The organism is Pseudomonas sp. LW8 (assembly GCF_041956865.1).
GTDB lineage: Bacteria > Pseudomonadota > Gammaproteobacteria > Pseudomonadales > Pseudomonadaceae > Aquipseudomonas > Aquipseudomonas siliginis.
Window position 1 is genome coordinate 2464313 of the sequence record NZ_CP168138.1, and the last position, 15791, is coordinate 2480103.

General features: G+C 61.1%; 14 protein-coding genes. 12 read left to right on the forward strand and 2 right to left on the reverse strand.

Annotation, left to right across the window (positions count from 1 at the left end):
• The 4 genes from cobN to AB9L16_RS11090 all read left to right on the forward strand — a co-directional run bounded on the left by cobN (position 1) and on the right by AB9L16_RS11090 (position 7658).
• The gene (gene cobN / locus AB9L16_RS11075; RefSeq protein WP_375123547.1) at positions 1 to 3849 is read left to right on the forward strand and encodes a cobaltochelatase subunit CobN; all 3849 of its coding nucleotides are present in this window, start codon (positions 1 to 3) and stop codon (positions 3847 to 3849) included.
• 216 nt (positions 3850 to 4065) lie between these two features.
• The gene (locus AB9L16_RS11080; protein WP_252883707.1) at positions 4066 to 5076 is read left to right on the forward strand and encodes an ATP-binding protein; all 1011 of its coding nucleotides are present in this window, start codon (positions 4066 to 4068) and stop codon (positions 5074 to 5076) included.
• Entirely contained in the window at positions 5049 to 5741 is a 693-nt protein-coding gene (locus AB9L16_RS11085) for a VWA domain-containing protein (protein ID WP_375123764.1), read from the forward strand. Before AB9L16_RS11080 ends, AB9L16_RS11085 begins: the two co-directional genes overlap by 28 nt.
• Positions 5742 to 6098: 357 nt before the next feature.
• On the forward strand, positions 6099 to 7658 hold the full coding sequence (locus AB9L16_RS11090) for a TerC family protein (protein WP_375123548.1): 1560 nt from the start codon (positions 6099 to 6101) through the stop codon (positions 7656 to 7658).
• Between the two features lie 136 nt (positions 7659 to 7794).
• Here AB9L16_RS11090 and AB9L16_RS11095 read toward each other — a convergent pair whose 3' ends face one another.
• A complete protein-coding gene (locus tag AB9L16_RS11095; RefSeq protein WP_095179748.1) occupies positions 7795 to 8226 on the reverse strand; it encodes a co-chaperone YbbN in 432 nt (143 codons plus the stop codon).
• A 458-nt stretch (positions 8227 to 8684) separates the two neighbouring features.
• On the opposite strand from AB9L16_RS11095, the gene AB9L16_RS11100 reads away from it, so the two are divergent.
• The 8 genes from AB9L16_RS11100 (at position 8685) to AB9L16_RS11135 (ending at position 15347) form a co-directional block, all read left to right on the forward strand.
• Entirely contained in the window at positions 8685 to 9533 is an 849-nt protein-coding gene (locus tag AB9L16_RS11100; protein WP_252878001.1) for a transporter substrate-binding domain-containing protein, read from the forward strand.
• Between the two features lie 51 nt (positions 9534 to 9584).
• Entirely contained in the window at positions 9585 to 10247 is a 663-nt protein-coding gene (locus AB9L16_RS11105) for an amino acid ABC transporter permease (protein WP_024012746.1), read from the forward strand.
• A gap of 9 nt (positions 10248 to 10256) precedes the next feature.
• Positions 10257 to 10919: an amino acid ABC transporter permease gene (locus AB9L16_RS11110; RefSeq protein WP_041478712.1), complete on the forward strand. Its 663-nt coding sequence runs from the start codon at positions 10257 to 10259 to the stop codon at positions 10917 to 10919.
• Positions 10916 to 11707 (forward strand): amino acid ABC transporter ATP-binding protein, encoded by a 792-nt coding sequence (locus AB9L16_RS11115; protein ID WP_375123549.1) that lies wholly within the window; start codon positions 10916 to 10918, stop codon positions 11705 to 11707. Before AB9L16_RS11110 ends, AB9L16_RS11115 begins: the two co-directional genes overlap by 4 nt.
• 31 nt (positions 11708 to 11738) lie before the next feature.
• Entirely contained in the window at positions 11739 to 12128 is a 390-nt protein-coding gene (locus AB9L16_RS11120) for a RidA family protein (protein ID WP_016774497.1), read from the forward strand.
• 147 nt (positions 12129 to 12275) lie between these two features.
• Complete coding sequence (locus AB9L16_RS11125; protein WP_150635937.1) at positions 12276 to 13040, forward strand: IclR family transcriptional regulator; 765 nt, start codon at positions 12276 to 12278, stop codon at positions 13038 to 13040.
• Between the two features lie 38 nt (positions 13041 to 13078).
• Positions 13079 to 14293 (forward strand): amino acid deaminase, encoded by a 1215-nt coding sequence (locus AB9L16_RS11130; protein ID WP_375123550.1) that lies wholly within the window; start codon positions 13079 to 13081, stop codon positions 14291 to 14293.
• 133 nt (positions 14294 to 14426) lie between these two features.
• Complete coding sequence (locus AB9L16_RS11135; RefSeq protein WP_310219691.1) at positions 14427 to 15347, forward strand: sugar kinase; 921 nt, start codon at positions 14427 to 14429, stop codon at positions 15345 to 15347.
• A gap of 116 nt (positions 15348 to 15463) precedes the next feature.
• Here AB9L16_RS11135 and AB9L16_RS11140 read toward each other — a convergent pair whose 3' ends face one another.
• Positions 15464 to 15739: a peptidylprolyl isomerase gene (locus AB9L16_RS11140; RefSeq protein ID WP_007912322.1), complete on the reverse strand. Its 276-nt coding sequence runs from the start codon at positions 15737 to 15739 to the stop codon at positions 15464 to 15466.
• Between the last annotated feature and the right edge of the window lie 52 nt (positions 15740 to 15791).

Sequence of the window (15791 nt, forward strand, 5' to 3'; positions counted from 1 at the left end):
ATGCACCTGCTCAGGACCCAGCCCGGCGGATTCGTCTCGGATGACAACATTGCCGATCTCGGACAAACCCCCGCCGAGTTGGTGATCCTGTGCAGCGGCGATTCCAGCCTGGCGCTGCTCGCCGAGGCTGCGCAGCAACTGCCCGATGACTATCCGAGCCTGCGTCTGGCCAACCCGATGCAGGTGCAGAATCATGCCTCGGTCGATCTGTATGTCGACGAAGTGCTGCGCCACGCCAAGGTCATTCTGATTTCGCTGCACGGCGGCATCGCCTATTGGCGCTACGGCGTCGAGCGGCTGGTCGAGTTGTCCGAACGCGGCGTGCAACTGATTCTGGTGCCTGGCGATGACCGCCCGGACCCCGAGCTCAGTGACTTGAGCACGGTCAGCGCCGACGTGCGCGATCGACTCTGGCAATTCCTGCGTCAGGGCGGCATGGGCAATGCGCTGGATTTCTTCCGTTGTCTGGGCGACCAATGGTTCGCCCGCGATTACCCGTGGAACGAGCCGCAAACCCTGCCGCGCACGGCGATTTATCACCCACAGAAAAACAGCGCTGCCCTGAGTGACTGGCAAGCCGAATGGCTGCCCGGTCAACCGGTGGCGGCGCTGTTGTTTTATCGCTCGCATTTGCAGGCGGCGAACACGGCGTTCATCGATGTGTTCTGTCAGCGTTTGCAGGCAGCCGGACTCAATCCGCTGCCGATCGCGGTGGCCAGTCTGAAAGAACCCGGTTGCTTGTCGGTGGTCGAGGACTGGCTGGATGAAGTCGAGGCGGGGGTGATTCTCAACACCACCGGTTTTGCCCAATCGAGTCCCGAGGCGCCGCATCTACGCCCGTTTCGCCGCAACATCCCGGTGATTCAAGCGATCTGCGCCCAGGACAACGAGCCCGGCTGGCGCGACAGCGAGCAGGGCCTCGGACCACGTGATCTGGCGATGCACATTGCGTTGCCGGAACTCGATGGACGCATCATCAGCCGACCGATCAGCTTCAAGGATCTGGCCTGGCGCAGCGAGCGCAGCCAGTCCGATGTGGTCTGCTATCGCGCTCAGCCCGAACGTATGGATTTCGTCGCCGAACTGGCGCGGCGCTGGGTCGCTTTGGCACGCGTGCCGAACGGCGAAAAACGTATCGCGCTGATCCTCGCCAACTACCCGACCCGCGACGGCCGCATTGGCAACGGTGTCGGCCTCGATACGCCAGCGGCGGCGCTGAACATCCTGCGCGCGTTGCGCGAAGAGGGTTATCCGGTCACGGCCGAGTTGCCCGACAGCGGCACCGAACTGATCCAGCAACTGCTCGGTGGTGTCAGCAACGACCTCGACAGTCTCGATCTGCGCCCGTGCCAGCAGAGCCTGGCGATGGACGATTACCTGGCAATGTTCAATGCGTTGCCGGAGGCGAATCGCGCCGCGGTACTCGAGCGCTGGGGATCGCCACACAACGATCCGATGTGTCGCGACGGTCGGCTGATGATTGCCGGTCTGCGTTTCGGTCTGACCTTTGTCGGCATCCAGCCGGCCCGCGGTTATCAGGTCGATCCGAGCGCGGTGTATCACGACCCGGATCTGGTCCCGCCGCACGGCTATCTGGCCTTCTATTTCTGGTTGCGCAACACCTACGGCGCCCACGGCGTGATCCACGTCGGTAAGCACGGCAATCTCGAATGGCTGCCGGGCAAGGGCGTTGGGCTATCGGAAAACTGCTGGCCGGATGCGCTGCTCGGGCCGCTGCCAAATATCTATCCGTTTATCGTCAACGATCCGGGCGAGGGCGCCCAGGCCAAGCGGCGCACGCAAGCGGTGATCATCGACCACCTGATGCCACCGCTGACCCGCGCCGAAACCTATGGGCCGCTACGCAATCTGGAGTTGCTGGCCGACGAATATTACGAGGCGCAACTGCTCGATCCGCGCCGTGCCCGCGAGTTGCAGCGCGACATTCTGCAATTGGTAAGAGACACGCAGATCGACAGGGAACTGCAACTGGATGCCGCGCTGGACAGCGATGCCGATGCGGCGATCTGGTTGCCGCGTCTGGACACTTATCTGTGCGATCTGAAGGAATCGCAGATTCGTGATGGGTTGCACATCTTTGGCGAGTCGCCGAGCGGGCGTTTGCGTATCGACACGTTGCTGGCGTTGCTGCGCATCCCGCGCGGTGACGGTAAAGGCGCGCAGTCGAGCTTGTTGCGAGCGTTGGCCAAGGCGTTTGAGTTGGGCTTCGACCCCTTGGATTGTGCATTGGCCGATCCTTGGAATGGCCCGTGTCCGATCGAGTTGCAGGCCATCAGCGAAGAAGTCTGGCGCACCGCCGGCGACACCCGCGAACGCCTCGAACTCTTCGCCGCAGACCTGATCTTCCAAGCACTGAATGTCCCCTGTGGGAGCGAGCCTGCTCGCGAAAGCGGTGCGTCAGGTAAATCATTGTTGAATGACACACCGAGTTCGCGAGCAGGCTCGCTCCCACAAGGGGCGGGTTGGGCTGAGGTTGATTCGATACTCGACCATCTGCGCGAAGTCGTCGCCCCGCGCCTCGACGCTTGCGGCCCCGCCGAAATGCGCGGTCTGCTCGACGCCCTCAGCGGTCGTTTCGTCCCGGCCGGCCCCAGCGGTGCGCCCAGCCGTGGCCGCCTCGACGTGCTGCCGACCGGGCGCAACTTCTATTCGGTGGACGTGCGCAATCTGCCGACCACCACCGCGTGGCGCATCGGATTCCAGTCGGCAACGCTGATTCTCGAACGACACTTGCAGGATCACGGCGATCACTTGCGCCACCTCGGCTTGTCCGTGTGGGGCACCGCAACAATGCGCACCGGCGGCGACGACATCGCTCAGGCCATGGCTTTGATGGGCGTGCGTCCGGTCTGGGCCACGGGCAGTCAGCGCGTGGATGATTTCGAGATTCTGCCGCTGAGCCTGCTCGATCGTCCTCGGGTCGACGTGACGCTGCGGGTTTCGGGGTTTTTCCGTGATGCGTTTGCCAATCTCATCCGCCTGTTCGACGCCGCCGTGCAAGCAGTGGCCGCACTGGACGAGCCGGATGACTTGAATCCACTCGCCGCCAAGGTGCGCGCCGAACGCGAGGCGCTGTTGCAGTCGGGCGTCGATGAGGATACCGCGCGGCGTCAAGCCGGGTGGCGCATCTTCGGCGCGAAACCGGGGGCGTATGGCGCCGGGGTGCAAGGCGCTATCGATGGACGTCTGTGGCAGTCGCGCGAAGACCTCGCCGAGGTCTACCTGAACTGGGGCGCCTATGCTTACGGCGGTGCCGACGAGGGCACGGCCGCCCGCGCGCAATTCAGCCAGCGCCTGAGCCAGGTGCAAGCGGTGCTGCAAAACCAGGACAACCGCGAGCATGACCTGCTCGATTCCAACGATTACTACCAGTTCCAGGGCGGCATGCTCGCGGCGGTGGAGACTCTGAGCGGCGAAGCGGCGGCCAGTTATCACGGCGATCACAGCCAGCCGGATCTGCCGAAGATTCGTACATTAAAGGAAGAATTGAACCGCGTGGTGCGCTCGCGCGCGGCGAATCCGAAGTGGATCGACGGGGTCAAGCGTCACGGCTACAAAGGCGCGTTCGAACTGGCGGCGACGGTTGATAATCTGTTCGCCTTCGATGCGACTACGCAGTTGATCGACGACCATCAGTACGCGTTGCTGGCGGAGGCATATTTGCTCGATCCGGCGACCCGGGATTTTGTTCGTGAGCATAATCCCCATGCGCTGCGCGACATGACCGAACGCATGCTCGAAGCGCAGCAGCGCGGGATGTGGCAGGAGCCGGGGGCTTATAAAGAAGCGCTGGAGAATTTGCTGTTGGATATCGAGGAAGATATGTAGCCGCTAAAAAGCTACCCTCACCCCAGCCCTCTCCCGGAGGAAGAGGGGGCCGATCTTTAGCGCTGTCGAAGTTTGCGTCGACCCGATGCATCACGTCGACAGAACTCGAGAGGCCATCACGGTCTGTTCCCTCTCCTTCTGGGAGAGGGCTAGGGTGAGGGCAACAACTGACACACCACAACGTCACGACCATCCACGACCACGAAAGAGAAACCCATGACCGACACCCCGCATTTCCCGCTCTCCGCCGTGGTCGGCGCCGATGACTTGAAACTCGCCCTTTGTCTGACCGCCATCGACCCGAAAATCGGCGGCGTACTTATAGAAGGCCCGCGCGGCATGGCCAAGTCGACCCTGGCCCGGGGCCTGGCGGACCTGCTCGCCAGCGGCCAATTTGTCACGTTGCCATTGGGCGCAACTGAAGAGCGCCTGGTCGGCACCCTCGATCTCGACGCTGCCCTGAGCGGCGCTCGCGCGCAGTTTTCGCCCGGTGTCCTGGCTAAGGCTGACGGTGGCGTGCTGTACGTCGATGAAGTCAATCTGCTGCCCGATCATCTGGTCGACCTGCTGCTCGATGTCGCCGCCAGCGGTACCAACCTGATCGAACGTGACGGCATTTCCCATCGACATTCGGCGAAATTCGTCCTGATCGGCACCATGAACCCGGAAGAGGGCGAACTGCGGCCACAACTGCTTGACCGCTTCGGCTTGAACGTTGCCCTCAGTGGCCACACCGCGCCCGCCGAACGTGGACAGATCATTCGCCGGCGGCTGGATTTCGACAGCGATCCGCAAGGGTTCTGCGCGCAGTGGGCGAGCGAGCAACACATCCTGCGTTCGCGCTGTGAAAGCGCCCGCGAGCGCTTGGCAGCCATCCCGCTGGATGATGCGGCATTGGCGTTGATTACCGAGCGTTGTTTCGCCGCCGGCGTCGATGGCTTGCGCGCTGATCTGGTCTGGTTGCGCGCGGCTCGCGCCCATGCGGCGTGGCGTGGGGCCGATGCGATTGCTGAAGAGGATATCGACGCGGTGGCCGAATTTGCCCTGCGCCATCGCCGTCGCGAACAACCTTCATCCAGCGCCCAATCACAAGCGCAATCTCCGTCAGGCACAGACAGCAAATCCGGCGAAGGCCAGGGCCAGTGGGGCGAGATGCCGGCAACGGCGCAAGCTACCGGTGCCCGCCGCGAAGTTCCGAGCTGGCCGCCACAGGCAAAAAAACCCTAGGCATTCGCCCCCGATCCGACGCGGGGGCGAATGCCAGACCCCGTGCCGGACAACTCGACAATGGCCGCCAGGGCCAACGGCACGCTGCCAGCAGCGGTTCGGTGAACTGGCCGGGCACGCTGCTCAATGGCCGCCCGCAGCGCCGCGCCGATTTGTTGTTTCAACAGCGCACCCGCTCATCCCATGAAATCTGGCTGGTGATCGTCGACGCGTCGGCTTCGACCCGTCGCCATCAGGCCTTGAGCGATGCCAAGGGCCTGCTCGCGCAGTTGTTCGACGATGCTTACCACCAGCGGGCGCGGCTGGCGTTGCTGACCGCCAGTGGTTCTGCGCCGAAATGGCAGGTGCAAGGCTTGAAGGCCTCAAGCGGCCTGAGCACCTGGCTTGATGGTCTGGGCGCTGGTGGCGGCACGCCGTTGCTCGCGGCGCTGGAGCAGGCGCAGCAATGGCTGACGGTTAGACGCAAGCGCTTTCCCGCCGAACAGCAACGCTGCCTGATCGTGACCGATGGTCGCGTGAAAGAACTGTCGGCGTTGCCAGTGCTGGCGTGTCCGGGATTGCTGATCGACATCGAGCGCGGGCCGATTCGACTGGGCCGGGCGAAGGATCTGGCGACCGCGCTGCAAGCGCAGTATCAGCATATCGATGAGCTGGGTCCACGCTGAAATCCGCCGCACCGCTCGCACCCTGTGGGAGCGAGCCTGCTCGCGAAGGCTTTTTCGGCAACGCTGAAAATCTTCGGTTACATTGATTCATACAGATCTTGAAATGATTTACCGCTGTGGAGCGGACCAGTCGACCCTGTACGCTCGAAGGCCATTTTTCATTCAGGATCTACATGAACACCCTCTCGGAGCCTCCCAGTCAGCATTCTCCAGCGCAATATTGCGCGGTCTTGATCCATTCGCAGCATCCCGTCTTCCGACTCCCGACTATGGTTGATAACGCGGCCCTTGAGCCTTCGCGTTGCACTTCGCCGTGTCCGGCCGCCTGAATTCACTGTAGAGAGATCGAGACGTTTTATGGAATGGTTAGCGGATCCCACGGCCTGGTTAGGCCTGTTGACTCTGATCGTGCTGGAATTGGTGCTGGGTATCGACAACCTGGTGTTCATCGCAATTCTTGCCGACAAACTGCCGCCGCATCAGCGTGATCGCGCGCGCATCATCGGCTTGTCGCTGGCGTTGATCATGCGCCTGGGCCTGTTGGCGAGCATTTCCTGGCTGGTTACGCTCACGCAACCGTTGTTCGAGGTGTTCGACAAGAGCTTCTCCGGCCGCGACCTGATCATGCTGTTCGGTGGCGTGTTCCTGTTGTTCAAGGCGACGATGGAGTTGCATGAACGCCTCGAAGGCCATGTCGGCGAGCGCTCGGCCAACACGACCTACGCGCTGTTCTGGCCGATCGTGGCGCAGATCGTGGTGCTCGACGCCGTGTTCTCGCTCGACGCGGTGATTACCGCCGTGGGCATGGTCGATGAACTGGCGGTGATGATGATCGCCGTGATCATTTCCATCGGCCTGATGATCGTCGCCAGCAAACCGCTGACCCGCTTCGTCAACGCGCACCCGACCGTGATCATGCTGTGCCTGGGCTTCCTGATGATGATCGGTTTTGCCCTGACCGCCGAAGGTCTGGGCTTCCATATCCCGAAAGGTTATCTGTACGCGGCCATCGGTTTTTCGATCCTGATCGAAGTCTTCAACCAGATCGCCCGGGCGCGGCGCAAACGTTCGATGCAGGGCGTGCGGCCGATGCGTGAGCGCACGGCCCATGCGGTGATGCGTCTGCTCGGCGGGCGCAAACTGGCGGCGGAGGAGGTTGGCGAGGAAATCTCCGACCTGCTGGACGACGGTGAAGCGCCGGTGGCCGAGCTGTTTGATCGTCGTGAGCGGGTGATGATCAGCGGTGTGCTGCAACTGGCGGAACGGCCGATTCGCAACCTGATGACGGTGCGCGCCGACGTTGACCTGATTGATCTTGCGGATGACGCCGAAACCATTCGCACGAAGTTGATGCATTCGTCCTACTCGCGCTTGCCGCTGATTCGCGATGGCGCGGTGGACGAGCCGCTGGGCTTCGTACACAAGAAGGAACTGCTCAAGGAATATCTGGCGGGCAACGAGCCGAACCTGGAGCATCTGGCTCGCAAGACCGTCAATCTGCTCGACAGTTACTCAATCCTCAATGCCCTGGAGCAGATGCGCGCGGCCTCGACCCACATCGCTTTCGTGGTCAACGAGTTTGGCGATTTCGTCGGCGTATTGACCATGACCGACATCCTCGAATCGATCGCTGGCGAACTACCCGATGCCAGCGAAATCGAAGGCCCGGACGTGGTCGAAGAGCGTGGCGGGTTTCTGGTCAGCGGCGCGCTGCCCTTGGCTCGCGTTCGCCAGCGTACCGGCTTCGATGCCGAGCCGACGGAGGACTATCAGACCATGGCCGGGTTGGTGATGAGTCTGCTGGATCGCTTGCCGATGACCGGCGATCAACTGGAATACGAGGGCTGGCAATTGACTGTCAAAGCGGTGGAAGAGCGGAGGGTGACGCGGGTGTTGCTGGAGCGCGCTGCCGCGTAATACTTGCGTTTTCTAAAAGCTGTGCCGGCCTTTTTGCGAGCGGGCTCGCTGCCACATTGCAATGCGGTTCAATGTGGCAGCTAGCCTGCTCGCGAAGGCAATTTGGCAGGCACTCCATACCTCTGAGGAGGCTCGTTCAGTACATCCTCCGTAGGCGCCCATGTGGGACGGTACGCAAAGTACGAAGTGTCTGACGCAGCCAAGGCAGATCATGCTTCCGTTTACGCGCGGCAAAGGGGGCTTTGGTCTTGCCGATGTGCACGGCGAAATCCCGTGCGAGGGTTTCTTCAGTGCCGATACCTTTGAGCTTTTTCATCAGCCTGCCGTTTTTATAGAACAGCACGGTTGGCGTGCCCGTGACATTCGGGTGCTTGGGCGATTGGCTGGTGTTGAGCATATAGATGTTGGCGCGCAGTCGGTAAGGCTCGGCAATCTGCCGAAAGATCGGCCCGGACCATTCGCAGGCGGGGCAATGTTCATTGGCGAAATAAAGAATGACCGGACGCCAGGTTTTCAGGGCTTTGCGGTAAACCGGGGCCAGCGCGGAAGTTGTGTTGGTGACGTTCATCGAAGGGTCCTTTTCAACGAGCGGATAGGTTCCTTGACGTTAAAGGAGTAGGCACGTCTGGGTCTACTGTCAGAAATTACAGGTGGACTGCGTAACCACGAGAAGTGCTGTCGTCACGGTGATAGCCGTCGCGAGACGGCAGGGTGGTGATGTCTACGGGCAGGCGCTAAAGCGCTGATACCGGGTTTTGCTCAACTGTCACCCTGATTCGCACCACAACGGCGCGATCTGACCCAAGTTGGGAACGCATTACCCCTTTCCTGGCTTTGTCAGGTGTTTCCTTCGCTCCTGGTCGGGCCAAACCCTTTGGTCCACGAAACATATCTTGTTGATTCCAAAAGCGTTCAACGCAGTTACAGATTTCGCGAGATTCCTGTGGCACACTTTCTGCTGTCTATTCCGTAGTAACAAACCGTGTTCCGGTATAGCGGAATAAACACAATTCTGGAGTGCTTGCCATGCGTCGCCATCCTTCGTTGTTCAAAGCGTGTGTTTTTGTCCTTGCGGCTTCTTCCTCGGTCATGGGTCTGGCCCAGGCGGCCGACAGCAAGCTCGACAGTGTTCTCGCCCGTGGCAAGTTGATCGTGGGCACCGGCAGCACCAACGCGCCGTGGCACTTTCAGGGCGCGGACGGCAAGTTGCAGGGTTTTGATATCGACATCGCCAGGATGGTGGCCAAGGGACTGTTCAACGACCCGAGTAAAGTCGAGTTCGTGGTGCAGTCGTCCGATGCGCGGATCCCCAACCTGCTGACCGACAAGGTCGACATGAGCTGCCAGTTCATCACCGTCACCGCCAGCCGTGCCCAGCAAGTGGCATTCACTCTGCCGTACTACCGTGAAGGCGTCGGCCTGCTGTTGCCGAATAACAGCAAGTACAAGGAAATCGAAGACCTGCAAGGGGCAGGCGATGACGTTACCGTTGCGGTGCTGCAAAACGTCTACGCCGAAGAATTGGTGCATCAGGCATTGCCCAAGGCCAAGGTCGATCAGTACGACAGCGTCGACCTGATGTATCAGGCAGTGAACTCTGGCCGTGCCGATGCCGCCGCAACCGATCAGTCGTCGGTCAAATACCTGATGGTGCAGAACCCGGGCCGCTACCGCAGCCCAAGCTACGCCTGGAGCCCGCAAACCTACGCGTGTGCGGTGAAACGCGGCGATCAGGACTGGCTGAACTTCGTCAACACCGCGCTGCATGAGGCCATGACCGGGGTTGAGTTCCCGACCTACGCCGCCTCCTTCAAGCAATGGTTCGGTGTCGATCTGCCGTCGCCCGCGATCGGTTTCCCAGTCGAATTCAAATGATCCCGTGAGAGTGGGGCGATTTCAGTCGCCCCGCTCAAGGTACTGCTGACCATGAATTATCAGTTGAACTTTGCCGCCGTGTGGCGCGATTTCGACACCTTGCTGGCAGGGCTCGGGCTGGGCTTGCAGCTGGCGCTGGTGTCGATCGCCATCGGCTGCGTGATCGGCCTGCTGATGGCGTTTGCCTTGCTCTCCAAACATCGCGCCTTGCGGGTGCTGGCCTCGGTGTACGTCACGGTGGTGCGCAACACGCCGATCCTGGTGTTGATTCTGTTGATCTACTTCGCACTGCCCAGCCTTGGCATTCGTCTGGACAAGATTCCTTCGTTCATCATCACGCTGTCGCTGTATGCCGGCGCGTACCTGACCGAAGTCTTCCGTGGCGGCTTGTTGAGCATTCCCAAAGGTCAGCGCGAAGCCGGGCTGGCAATCGGTCTCGGTGAATGGCAGGTCAAGGCTTACGTCACCGTGCCGGTGATGCTGCGCAATGTGCTGCCGGCGCTGTCGAACAACTTCATTTCGCTGTTCAAGGACACCTCGCTGGCGGCTGCGATTGCGGTGCCGGAGCTGACCTATTACGCGCGCAAGATCAACGTCGAGAGCTACCGGGTGATCGAAACCTGGCTGGTGACCACGGCGTTGTATGTCGCGGCCTGTTACCTCATTGCCATGCTGCTGCGTTACCTCGAGCAGCGTCTGGCGATCCGCCGATAGGAGGCTGCGATGTACCAATCCCCCAGTTGGTTGCATGAATTGTGGCTCGCGCGCGAGCCTTTGTGGCAGGGCTTTCTGACCAGTGTGCAGGTCTCGGCGCTGGCCATTGTGTTGGGCACCATGCTCGGCGTGGTTGCCGGCCTGGTCCTGACTTACGGCAGATTCTGGATGCGCGCGCCGTTTCGGCTTTACGTCGATCTGATTCGCGGCACGCCGGTGTTTGTATTGGTGCTGGCCTGCTTTTATATGGCGCCGGCGCTCGGTTGGCAGATCAGCGCGTTTCAGGCCGGAGCCCTGGGCCTGACGCTGTTCTGCGGCTCGCACGTTGCCGAAATCGTTCGTGGCGCGCTGCAAGCCTTGCCGCGCGGGCAGATGGAGGCGGGGAAAGCCATCGGCCTGACGTTCTACCAATCCCTCGGCTATGTACTGTTGCCTCAGGCGCTGCGGCAGATTTTGCCGACCTGGGTCAACTCGTCCACCGAAATCGTCAAGGCTTCGACCTTGCTCTCGGTGATCGGCGTCGCCGAATTGCTGCTCAGCACGCAACAGATCATCGCCCGGAACTTCATGACCCTGGAGTTCTACCTGTTCGCCGGTTTTCTGTTCTTCGTCATCAACTACGGCATCGAATTACTCGGCCGGCACATTGAAAAGCGGGTGGCCCTGCCATGACTCAAACTCAAGTTGCTTCACAGGATCAGGCATTGCTGGACATTCGCGGCCTGCACAAACAGTACGGCGCGGTGGAAGTGCTCAAGGGTGTCGACCTGAGCATGCAGCGCGGCAACGTCGTTACGCTGATCGGCTCCAGTGGCTCGGGCAAGACCACGCTGCTGCGTTGCGTGAACATGCTTGAAGAGTTTCAGGGCGGGCAGATTCTGCTCGACGGCGAATCCATCGGCTATGACGAGGTCAACGGCAAACGCGTTCGCCATGCGGAAAAGGTCATTGCCCGTCATCGTGCGATGACCGGCATGGCGTTCCAGCAATTCAACCTGTTTCCGCACCTGACCGCGTTGCAGAACGTCACCTTGGGCCTGCTCAAGGTGAAGAAGATGCACAAGGACGAAGCCGTGGTGCTTGCCGAAAAATGGTTGGAGCGTGTCGGCCTGCTGGAGCGGCGCAATCACTTTCCCGGTCAGTTGTCCGGCGGTCAGCAACAGCGCGTAGCGATTGCGCGGGCGATTGCGATGAACCCGAGCCTGATGCTCTTTGACGAAGTCACCTCGGCCCTCGACCCGGAACTGGTTGGCGAGGTGCTCAACGTGATCAAGGGGCTGGCCGAGGACGGCATGACCATGTTGCTGGTGACCCACGAAATGCGTTTCGCTTTCGAGGTCTCGGACAAGATCGTTTTCATGAATCAAGGGCGAATCGAAGAGCAGGGGCCTCCCAAGGAACTGTTCGAACGCCCGCAATCGCCGCGTCTGGCGGAATTTCTCAAAAGCACGCGGTTTTGAATCTGCACTTTAGCAATCAGGAGAAACACCCATGAGCATTACGCGTTACGGCACCGGCAGCACCGCCGCCGGCGGCCAGCCTCGTCCATTCGCCCGCGCAGTCGAAGCGGATGGCTGGCTGCATGTGTCCGGCCAGGTACCGGCGGTGGATGGCGAGATCATCGTCGGCGGCATTGTCGAACAGACCCACCAGACCATGAAGAACCTGATCGCCATTCTCGAAGAGGCTGGTTATGGCCTTGAAGATGTGGTCCGCGCTGGCGTCTGGCTGGACGATCCACGTGATTTCAGCAGTTTCAACAAGGTCTTCGCCGAGTATTTCAAACCCGAACACGCCCCGGCGCGGGCCTGCGTGCAGGCGAGCATGATGGTTGATTGCAAGGTTGAGATCGACTGCATTGCCTACAAGAAGAAGGCCTGAAACAAGTGCAGCCCTCTTCGCGAGCAGGCTCGCTCCCACATTTGGAATGCGTTTTCCTGTGGGAGCGAGCCTGCTCGCGAAAGCGATGTAACAGGCGACACTGGACTCTCGGTAAACTCCCGGCGACTTTGAATGGAAACCACTGACATGACCGAAGACACCATCAAGCGCCGGGCACGTGGTCTGGACCGGGCGTTCGATATCCTCGATTTTCTCAAGGAAATCGGCCAGCCCCTGCGCCCCAATGACATCGCCAACGGCATCGGCGGCCCGAAATCCACGGTCTACGAGCTGGTCGCATCCTTGCTGGAGCGGCGGATTCTCGAGCCGGTGGGCAAGGACGGCCACGTCTATCTCGGCCGCCAGTTGTACTTCCTCGGCCAAGCGCATCTGCGCCATTTCGACCTCAGCCGCGAGGCCGATCACGCCTTGCAGGAGATCGTCAGCCAGACCCGCGAAACTGCGCAGATGTGCCTGCTCAACGGGCGCAAATACACGGTGGCGTTGATGAAGGAGGGCGAGCGGCATTTCCGCATTTCCTCCGATATTGGCGAAAACGCGCCGATCCCGTGGACCGCCTCCGGGCGCCTGCTGCTCGCGCACTTGAGCGATCAGCAGATCATCGACCTGATCGACGAGGACGACTACATCCTGCCCGACGGCGAACGCCTGCCGCTGGAACGCTTTCTGGCGGAGATTCGTCAGGCTGGCCTCGATGGCTTCTTCTCCTTCGACAGCGTCGCCGACACGTTCACCCATTGCTTCGCCGCGCCGGTGAAAGACCCGCAAGGCGTGGCCATTTGCACGTTGTGCATCGTCGCCCCACGGGCCGATGCAAAAAACAATTACAACGACTATCGCCGGGTGCTGATCGAGAGCGCCAACAGCCTCGCCCGGCGGATCAACGAATAACCGCGGCTGCCTGCGGCCGCGACTGTGAGGACTGGACCATGACCACTGCCATCAACTCTGCCGTAGAAAAAGGCGACGCCGCCATCGGCGCGCAACTGACCCGCGACGTCAGCCTGCCGGCGTTGGTGCTGCACCGCGAGGCGCTGGAGCACAACATTCGCTGGATGCAGAAATTTGTCAGCGACAGCGGCGCCGAACTCGCGCCCCACGGCAAAACCAGCATGACCCCGGCACTGTTCAAGCGACAGCTCGACGCCGGCGCCTGGGGCATCACCCTCGCCAGCGCCACCCAGACCCGCGCCGCTTATGCTCACGGCGTACGTCGGGTGTTGATGGCCAATCAATTGGTCGGCACGCCTAACATGGCGTTGATTGCCGATCTGCTCGCCGATCCGACGTTCGATTTCTATTGCATGGTCGATCACCCGGACAACGTCGCCGACCTCGGGGCTTACTTCGCTTCCCGTGGGGTCAAGCTCAACGTGATGATCGAATACGGCGTGGTCGGCGGGCGTTGCGGTTGCCGCAGCGAGCAGGAAGTCATCGAGCTGGCCAAGGCCATCGATGCGCAACCGGCGCTGGCACTGACCGGCATTGAAGGTTACGAAGGCGTGATTCATGGCGATCACGCGGTCAGTGGCATTCGCCAGTTCGCCGCATCGCTGGTGCGCCTGGCGGTGCAGCTGCAGGACAGCGGCGCTTTCGCCATTGCCAAACCGATCATCACCGCATCGGGTTCAGCCTGGTATGACCTGATCGCCGAATCCTTCGAAACCCAGAACGCCGCTGGCCGCTTCCTCAGTGTGTTGCGTCCGGGCAGTTATGTCGCGCACGACCACGGCATCTACAAAGAGGCGCAGTGCTGCGTGCTCGACCGTCGCAGCGATCTGCACGAAGGCCTGCGCCCAGCGCTGGAAGTCTGGGCTCATGTGCAGTCGCTGCCGGAACCGGGTTTCGCAGTGATCGCTCTGGGCAAGCGCGACGTCGCATTCGACGCCGGTTTGCCGGTGCCGTTGTTGCGCTACAAGGCCGGTGTGGTGCCGGCGACAGGTGATGATATCGGTGCGTGCAAGGTCACGGCGGTGATGGATCAGCATGCGTTCATGACTGTGGCGCCGGGTGTCGAGTTGCGGATCGGCGACATCATTTCCTTTGGTACTTCGCATCCGTGCCTGACGTTTGACAAATGGCGTGTTGGGTTGCTGGTGGATGAGCAGTTGGCGGTCATCGAGACCATGGAGACTTGTTTCTAAGGCTTGAGATTGCGTTGCGGCGGCTATTTCGCGAGCAGGCTCGCTCCCACAGAGGACGCATTTGAATGTGGGAGCGAGCCTGCTCGCGAAGACGCCCGCTTAGCCACCACTGAACCATCCGAGATCCCACCCGATGAAAATCCTCCGCAACACCCCGCGCATCGCCCTGATCGGCGAATGCATGATCGAACTGCAACAACGTGCCGACGGCAGTCTGCAGCAAAGCTTCGGTGGCGATACCCTCAATACGGCCGTGTACCTGTCCCGCGCCCTGGGCGACAAGGCGCAAGTCGATTACGTTACCGCGCTGGGCGATGACAGTTTCAGTGACGCAATGTGCCAGATCTGGCGCAGCGAAGGCATCGGCCTCGATCTGGTGCAGCGCTTGCCCGGTCGGCTTCCCGGTTTGTATTGCATACAGACCGACGCCAACGGCGAGCGGCGCTTTCTGTACTGGCGCAACGAAGCGGCGGTACGCGATTGCTTCACTACCCCTGCGGCCGAGCCGATTCTCGCGGCCTTGCCGGACTACGACGTGCTGTATTTCAGCGGGATCACCCTCGCCGTACTTGGCATGCAAGGCCGTGCCCGCCTGATCAAGACGTTGAGCGAAGCCCGGCAGCGCGATGCGCGCATCGTTTTCGACAACAACTACCGCCCACGCTTGTGGGCTTCTGTGGAAGAGGCCCGCGCGGCATATCGCAGCGTCTTGCCTTATGTCGATCTGGCGTTGCTCACCGTGGATGACGAACAGGCGTTGTTCGGGTTTGCCGATTGCGCTGAGGTGTTTGCGACGTATGCGCAGATTGGCACGCCAGAAGTGGTGCTCAAGCGTGGCGCGGAGGCGTGCCTGATTCGTTGTCAGGGGGAGGCGTTTGAGGTGCCGGCGCAAAAGGTCGACAAGGTTGTCGACACCACGGCGGCGGGGGATTCGTTCAGTGCGGCATATCTGGCCCGGCGCTTGCTCGGCGGCAGCCCGGCAGAGGCGGCCCAAGCGGGACATGAATTGGCCAGTCGGGTGATACAGGTGCCAGGGGCGCTGATCCCCAGGTAGTCAGAGAATGGCCGCTTGCTGCGCAATCGGTTCGCGAGCAGGCTCGCTCCCACAATGAAAACCCGGTCGAAATGTGGGAGCGAGCCTGCTCGCGAAGAAGCCCGGCAGCCAGCCGATCAATCCCGATAAAACACCTGCACCAGGTGATAACCAAACTTGCTCTTGATCGGTCCATGCACGGTGCGCAGTGGTTTCTTGAAAATCACCGCATCAATCGCGCCGACCATCTGTCCTGGACGTACTTCGCCCAGATCACCGCCGCGTTTGCCGGACGGGCAGGTGGAAAACTTCTTCGCCAGCACATCGAATGCTTCGCCCTTGGCGATGCGCTGTTTGAGTTGTTCGGCCTCTTCGGCGGTTTTCACCAGAATGTGGCGGGCTTGGGCTTTCATCGTGCAATACCTGATAACGGGGTGACAGCGGGGCGCGCGATTATGCCTCAAG

What these genes read in the sequence shown, in the direction of transcription:
- cobN (WP_375123547.1), top strand. Translation starts at nt 1, where the DNA reads ATGCACCTGCTCAGGACCCAGCCCGGCGGATTCGTCTCGGATGACAAC.
- AB9L16_RS11080 (WP_252883707.1), top strand. Translation starts at nt 4,066, where the DNA reads ATGACCGACACCCCGCATTTCCCGCTCTCCGCCGTGGTCGGCGCCGAT.
- AB9L16_RS11090 (WP_375123548.1), top strand. Translation starts at nt 6,099, where the DNA reads ATGGAATGGTTAGCGGATCCCACGGCCTGGTTAGGCCTGTTGACTCTG.
- AB9L16_RS11095 (WP_095179748.1), bottom strand. Translation starts at nt 8,226, where the DNA reads ATGAACGTCACCAACACAACTTCCGCGCTGGCCCCGGTTTACCGCAAA.
- AB9L16_RS11100 (WP_252878001.1), top strand. Translation starts at nt 8,685, where the DNA reads ATGCGTCGCCATCCTTCGTTGTTCAAAGCGTGTGTTTTTGTCCTTGCG.
- AB9L16_RS11105 (WP_024012746.1), top strand. Translation starts at nt 9,585, where the DNA reads ATGAATTATCAGTTGAACTTTGCCGCCGTGTGGCGCGATTTCGACACC.
- AB9L16_RS11110 (WP_041478712.1), top strand. Translation starts at nt 10,257, where the DNA reads ATGTACCAATCCCCCAGTTGGTTGCATGAATTGTGGCTCGCGCGCGAG.
- AB9L16_RS11115 (WP_375123549.1), top strand. Translation starts at nt 10,916, where the DNA reads ATGACTCAAACTCAAGTTGCTTCACAGGATCAGGCATTGCTGGACATT.
- AB9L16_RS11120 (WP_016774497.1), top strand. Translation starts at nt 11,739, where the DNA reads ATGAGCATTACGCGTTACGGCACCGGCAGCACCGCCGCCGGCGGCCAG.
- AB9L16_RS11125 (WP_150635937.1), top strand. Translation starts at nt 12,276, where the DNA reads ATGACCGAAGACACCATCAAGCGCCGGGCACGTGGTCTGGACCGGGCG.
- AB9L16_RS11130 (WP_375123550.1), top strand. Translation starts at nt 13,079, where the DNA reads ATGACCACTGCCATCAACTCTGCCGTAGAAAAAGGCGACGCCGCCATC.
- AB9L16_RS11135 (WP_310219691.1), top strand. Translation starts at nt 14,427, where the DNA reads ATGAAAATCCTCCGCAACACCCCGCGCATCGCCCTGATCGGCGAATGC.
- AB9L16_RS11140 (WP_007912322.1), bottom strand. Translation starts at nt 15,739, where the DNA reads ATGAAAGCCCAAGCCCGCCACATTCTGGTGAAAACCGCCGAAGAGGCC.